At 63.0% G+C, this 6,446-nt stretch carries 4 protein-coding genes; all 4 read right to left on the bottom strand.

What is annotated here, in order from left to right:
* Positions 1–2,469, bottom strand: a 2,469-nt coding sequence (locus VKV28_09495; protein HLH77024.1) for an efflux RND transporter permease subunit, incomplete at its 3' end; no start/stop codon positions are given.
* Positions 2,470–2,608: 139 nt separating this feature from the next.
* Positions 2,609–3,844: an MFS transporter gene (locus VKV28_09490; protein HLH77023.1), complete on the bottom strand. Its 1,236-nt coding sequence runs from the start codon at positions 3,842–3,844 to the stop codon at positions 2,609–2,611.
* A gap of 14 nt (positions 3,845–3,858) precedes the next feature.
* Entirely contained in the window at positions 3,859–5,097 is a 1,239-nt protein-coding gene (locus tag VKV28_09485) for an MFS transporter (GenBank protein ID HLH77022.1), read from the bottom strand.
* 357 nt (positions 5,098–5,454) lie between these two features.
* Positions 5,455–6,446, bottom strand: a 992-nt coding sequence (locus tag VKV28_09480) for an MFS transporter (GenBank protein ID HLH77021.1), incomplete at its 5' end; no start/stop codon positions are given.

Here is a 6,446-nt window from a genome sequence, read left to right as displayed (position 1 = left end):
GTTGTAATGGCTAACTACCGCCGGCTCCACGTCTTGATGCACCGTGGCCACGTTGCCCAAAAACTGGGCCGTGGAAGTTTGGCCCGGCGCCGCGCCGGTCAGCGGCGTGGTGAGCAGCGCGTTGACCGAGTTGAGCGCATGCTGGGGAACCTGCGCCAACACGCTGTAGTTTACGCCGTTGGCCACGTTGAGCCACGAATTGGGCTGCAATTCAAAACTCGCGCTCAGCGACGTCGCCAGGCTGGAGGCCACGTCGTTTTCGGTCAGCCCCAGTTGCTGCGCCTTGTCGCGATCGACCTTCACGTCGAGGGTGGGATAATTCAGCGGCTGCGCGATTCGAATATCGGCTAACCCGGGAATTTTCTCCATCGCGTTCTTAAGCCGCACCGCAAGCGCGTAATCCTCATTCAAATCGTTCCCCGCCACCTGGGCGTCAATCGCCGCCGGCAAGCCGAAATTGAGCACCTGGGCAACGATATCGGCCGCCTGAAAATAAGCCGTCACTTCCGGAAACTGGCGCGCCATGAGCGCCCGAATCCGTCCCTGGTAATATGCGGTTGACCGATGTCGCGGCTGCAACTCGATGGCGATGTCGCCGTCCTGCGGTCCGATGCTGTCGGTCTGATACATGGTCAGGTTCCACGACACCGGCATCCCGAGGTTGTCGCTGATAGCTTCCAGTTCGCTGGGCGGAATGACTCCGCGGATCGCCGTCTCGATTCGCTGCACGATCTGTTCAGTGGTCTCGATTCGAGTGCCCAACGGGGCGCGAACGTGCAGGCGCATCATCCCCGCATCGACGGACGGGAAAAAATCCTCGCCTACCACCCTTATCAACCCCAGCGACATGAGCACGATCAAGCCTACGCATGCCATGCCAAAACCGCGCTGTGCCATGAAGCTCTCCAGCGCTCTGGCATAGCTCGCATTAAGCCTTTCAAACCGGCGTGCAAACTTATCCTGCCAACCGCCCTGCACTGGCTCGACGTGCCGTTCGGGTAGCAGATAGCGAGCCATCATTGGCACCAAAGTGCGCGATAGCAGATACGACGTCAGCATCGCGTACACCACCGCCATCGCCAACGGCGTGAAGAGAAACCGCGCCACTCCAGTGAGCAGCACCACCGGAAAGAACACTATGCAGATCGCCAAGGTGCCCACGAAGGCCGGTGCCGCGATTTGCGCCGCGCCATCGACAATCGCCCTGAGCAACGGCTTGCCCATGGCATGATTGCGATGGATGTTTTCGATCTCCACCGTGGCGTCGTCCACCAGCATTCCTACCGCCAGCGCCAACCCACCCAACGTCATCGTGTTGATCGTCTGGCCCGAGAGCTTAAGCCCGATGATCGCGGTCAAGGCCGCCAGCGGAATCGAAATCACCACGATCAGCATGCTGCGGACCGAGCCCAGAAAGACCAGGACCATCAGCGCGACCAGCAGCGCCGCTACCGCCGCTTCCTGCACCACGTCCCACAACGCCCCGCGCACGAACTTGGATTGATCGAAGGTCAGCGCCATCCTCAACCCGGGCGGCGCGGTCGCCATCATCTCGGGCAACTTTTGCTTCACCTGATCGATGACGCCTACCGTCGAGGCGGAGGCGGCTTTGAGGATCATCAGGTAGCTGGCCGGCTTGCCGTTGACCCGCACCACGTTGGTCTGGACCGAATGAGTGTAGGTTACCGGCGCCACGTCACCCAGATGCACCGGCGCGCCGTTGACCTCCTTGACCGGTAGATGGTCGAATTCGGCTACGTTGACAGGGCTACCATTGAGCTCGACCTGGTATTCGCGGTTTCCGATCTTGACTGTTCCCGCCGGCGTGATTGTATTGACCGCCCCCAACGCCTGCATGATGTCCGTCGCCGACAAGCCGTGAGCGTAAAGTTGCTGCGGATTGAGATTGACCATCACCGCCCGCTGCATGCCCCCAAACGGCGCCGGAGTCCACAACCCCGGAATCGTGAACAACCGCACTCGCGCGAAGTTCAAGCCGTAATCGTACAGTTGCTGTACGGACAAAGTGTCGCTGAACAGATTGAGCTGGGCGACCGGAACGTTGGCGGCGTTATATTCGATTACATCCGCGGTACTGATTCCGGGCGGAAAAATCTTGAGCTCGGACTCGTTGGTGTTGTTGATCTCCGCGATCCCCGACGCCGGCGAGACCCCCTCGTGAAAATAAACCTTGATCAGCCCGATCCCGTTGAGCGATTCGGACTCGATGTGCTCGATCGCGTTGACTTCGCTGGAATAGCTGCGCTCGCTGATAATCACGACCCGCCGTTCCATCCCCACCGCCGACAAGCCGGGATAATTCCAGACCACCTCCACCACCGGCAGGTCGATTGCTGGAAAGATGTCCGCGTTCATTCGGGTGAAGGCCAACACTCCCAACACCAGCATCAGGAGCGCCATGACAGCGATGGAAAGGGGGCGGCGCAGGGCCAGCAGAACGATCCACATCGCGGTTATCTACTAGACATAGCAGGCAGACTACTCATCCGATCGGATCTCTCGAACTTAGTCTATCCGAGGTGCCGATTTCGGACAACGCAACCCTCCCGGCCGCCAGCGGAAGCGACCGCTCGCGCGCTCCGCCTGCCTATCCCGCGGCCGCCGCCAATCCTATCTCCTCGCGTCCTGCCACCGGCCGTACCCGCGAGATCGCCCCCGCCGCCACTACCATCGCCGCCGCGGCCAGATAAAACGCCGGCACATAACTCCCGCTCCGATCGAAGATCATGCCCGATACCAGCGGCCCGAAGGCGGTCGCAATCGCCGCGCCCGATCTAACCATTCCGCTTAGCGTTCCCAAGCGCCGCATCCCCAAACTTTCGGCCAGCAAAATCGGCAACAGTGGCGTCACGCAGCCCGCACCCCCACCCCATCCCAGAATAAACCCAGCCAGCGCCAGCGGCGCGAATCGACCCCCCGCACCGGTAAAAGCCAACAGGCCGGCAGGCACCAGCAACATCGCGATCGTCAGGCTGCGCCGCGCCCCAATCCGATCGGCCAGGGCGCCGAAAACAACCGATCCGATCGCGCTCACGCAGACCTGTCCGCTGAAGACCCAGGCCGCATGCTGTGCCGAATAACCAAGTCCGATCAGATAGGTAATCGAGTGGACCTGGACGGCCCCGAATGCGAACGAATAGGCACAGTCGGCCGCCAACACCAGCCAGAATGCCGCCGCGCTCAGCGCGGGTCCCAATTCCAAACCCGGCAACGCCGCCACTTCCTGCGCCTTGCTCCATCCCGCTACGCTTGCCGGCCGGGTCCGGATAACGCTCAGCGCGATCGGCAATCCCAGCAACAGCGCCGGCAGACACACGAAGCGAAATCCCGCCCGCCATCCGTAATGCGCGATAAGCCACGTTAGCGCCGGCGGGGTCGCCATCATCCCGATCGCCAGCGCGAACCACAGCACCCCACCCGCCAGACCGCGCCGATGGCCGAACCAGTTCACGCTGAGCACGCTGACCGGCAGGATGCCCGACAACATCGCCCCCATCCCGTACAGCGCGAACAGCAGCACCATCGTCCCCAGCGAGCTCACCAGGCTGGCGCTCCACAGGGTTGCGATTACCACTACCAAGCCGGCCGACATTACCCAGCGCGCGCCAATCTCATCGAATAAATAGCCGACCATGAATCCCACCAGCCCACCCGTAAGCGTGCTGGCAAAAGCAATTTCGGCCACCTGCTCGTGGCTCCAATGGAAGGCGTGTATCAGCGGCGTCAGCACAGTGGCCACCAACGCCAAGCCCGGTCCCGAAACCGCTATCTGATAGACGATAAGCGCGCCCAGCATCGTGCGCGCCTGCGGCTGCCCTTTCACCCGCTCCATTCCTTTCACGCCGCCGCTTGTTGCGGAACCCGGTCGGCTCCGGGCGCGGGATGGACCAGCGCGATCGAGCCTGCCGCTACCACCAACAGCCCGGCGGCGAGCAAAAATGCCGGCACGTAGCTGCCGGTTACATCGAACATATGCCCGGCCAAGACCGGACCCAGCGCGGTGGAAAAGGCCGCCACGAAGCGAATCACTCCCGACAGCGTGCCCATTCGGCGCAAGCCGGTCGTCTGCGCCAGCAACACCGGCAACACCGGCGGGATACAGCCCGCTCCCAGCCCCCAGAACAACACGAACACCCCGATCGCGGCCACTCCCCATTGGCGATTGCCCGCTCCCGTAAAGGCCACGATCCCCACCGCAATCACCACCAGCGCCGTGCTTAACATCCGTCGCGCCCCAAACCGATCCGCCAACGAACCGAAGGCTATCGCTCCCACGCCGCTCACCAACGTCTGAGCGCTGAATACCCAGGCCGCCTGCTGCGGGCTATAGCCCAAGCCTATCAAGTAGGTTATCTGATGAACGAATACCGACCCGAAGCCCACCGAGTACAGCAGGTCACCGGCCAGTAACAGCCAAAATACCAGTGTCAGAAGCGCCGGCTTTAGTTCCAATCCCGGCAGCGTAGCCACTTCCTGAGCCACACTTTTGGCCGACGCCATCGGCGGCCGGGTGCGAACCAGCAATAACGTCGCCGGCAGCACTAGCAGCAGCGCCGGTCCGGCCAGCCCGCGAAACCCCATCCGCCAGCCGTAATGGGCCACCACCCAGGTCACGCTGGGCGGAGTTATCGTCAGCCCTGCCGCCAAACCGATCCACAGCACTCCGCCCGCGGTGGCACGTTTGGTTTCGAACCAATTGACGCACACCACCATCACCGGTAGCGTCCCCCCCAGCATCAGGCCCGCGCCAAATACTGCAAACGCCAGCTCCATCGCGCCAAACGAATCGGCCCGGCTGCTCATCCCATAGCCCGCGACCATCAGCGCCACACCCGCTCCCATCACCCAGCGACCGCCGATCCGGTCCATCAACCAGCCCACCCCGGGCGCCACCAGCCCGCCGGTGATGGTCGAAATCAGAAACAGCTCGGACACTTCCTCGTGACTCCAATGAAAGGCCCGAATCAGCGGAGTCATCATCACTCCCGCCATCGCCAAACCCGGCCCCGCCGCCAATATCTGCACCAAAAACAGCGCTCCCATCACGCTGAGCGCAGCTCGTTCTTGTTTGTTCAATCGCCTACCTCTTCTTGCCCCTCACCCTACTGTATGACGCCCGCTTTTGAACAGCCGCCCACGACGCGCAACCCCGTTTAGCTGCAACTCACCCTTTCGCTCCGTGGGCAAGAAATTAAACGGACGCGAAGCGTCAAGCCAACTCACTGTATGCCTGGTCGTTGGGCGCCAGCGCGGGGCTTTACGTGGCCAGAGGTCGGCGCCAGTGCTCGCCGGATAAGGGCTCGCGGTCAAATGATTGCGCCGGACTCAGCATCGCTCTGCCTGCCGCAGTTTAGCCGCACATAAGCTCTCGCCTCATGCTTGGCGCCTGACCCAGGGAGCCACTGCAGGGCGCGCTCCGCGATCATTCTTGCTTTAGATGGCCTTCGCGATCGACGCCGGGACTTCCTCACCCATCGGCGCCGCGACCAGCCGCGTCAGGACCGCGCTCATGATTAGCAGCCCAATCGCCACCTCCAGCGGCACAACGTAACCGCCGGTGCGATCGAACAAAACGCCTGCCAAAGGAGGACCCAGCCCTTGGCCAAAGAACCAGCACATCGTAGTTACTCCCATGAACGCGCTGAAGCGGCGCATGCCCAGCGCGTTGGCCACCAGCGGCGCCATGGCCGAGAAATTGCCCATCCCAAGCCCCCACAGCGCGATAAAGCCGGCCAGCGCCCAGATTCCCCAACTTACATCGCGCGCCCCGATCAGCAGCATTACCGCCACCGCCAGCACCAGCCAGCTCAAGCTCAGCACCGGACGCGGACCGAAATAGTCGGCCAACCCACCCGCTATCAGCGCGCCCACAGTCACCAGCACCGCCTGCGCTCCCATCACCGAGGCCGCTGCTTCGGGCCGATATCCCGCCCCGATCAGATAGGGAATCATGTGATAGAAGACGCCTCCGCACGCCGCCTCGCCGCACAGCGCCACCGCTGCCAGTAACCAAAACCGCGCCCGCCCCAGCGCCGCCACCACCTCTAATCCTTCCTCGACGGTGTGATGGTCGGGATAGCGCGCCGCCATTTCACCGTCCGCGCGCGGCCCGCTACGCACCATCAGCAACGCCACCGGCGCCGCCAATAACGCCATCGGCGCGGCTACCGCCGCCATCCCCGCGCGCCAACCCATGCCCGCCACCACCCCTGTGATAAGCAACGGCGCCACCGCCATCCCAATTCCCAATCCCAGCATCGCTATCGCCACCGCGGTGCCGCGCCGATGGGGGAACCAGTTGACCGCCACCACTGCGGTCGGGGTTGCCCCCGCCAGCGCCACCCCCGCTCCCACCACCACGTATCCGACCACCAGATAGCTCAGCGAATGGCCCTGCGCGGCTACCACCAGACCCGCCGCCCCCA

It is taken from the genome of Candidatus Binataceae bacterium, from assembly GCA_035294265.1.
Lineage (GTDB): Bacteria > Desulfobacterota > Binatia > Binatales > Binataceae > DATGLK01.
This window is presented reverse-complemented; position numbering and strand designations above follow the sequence as displayed.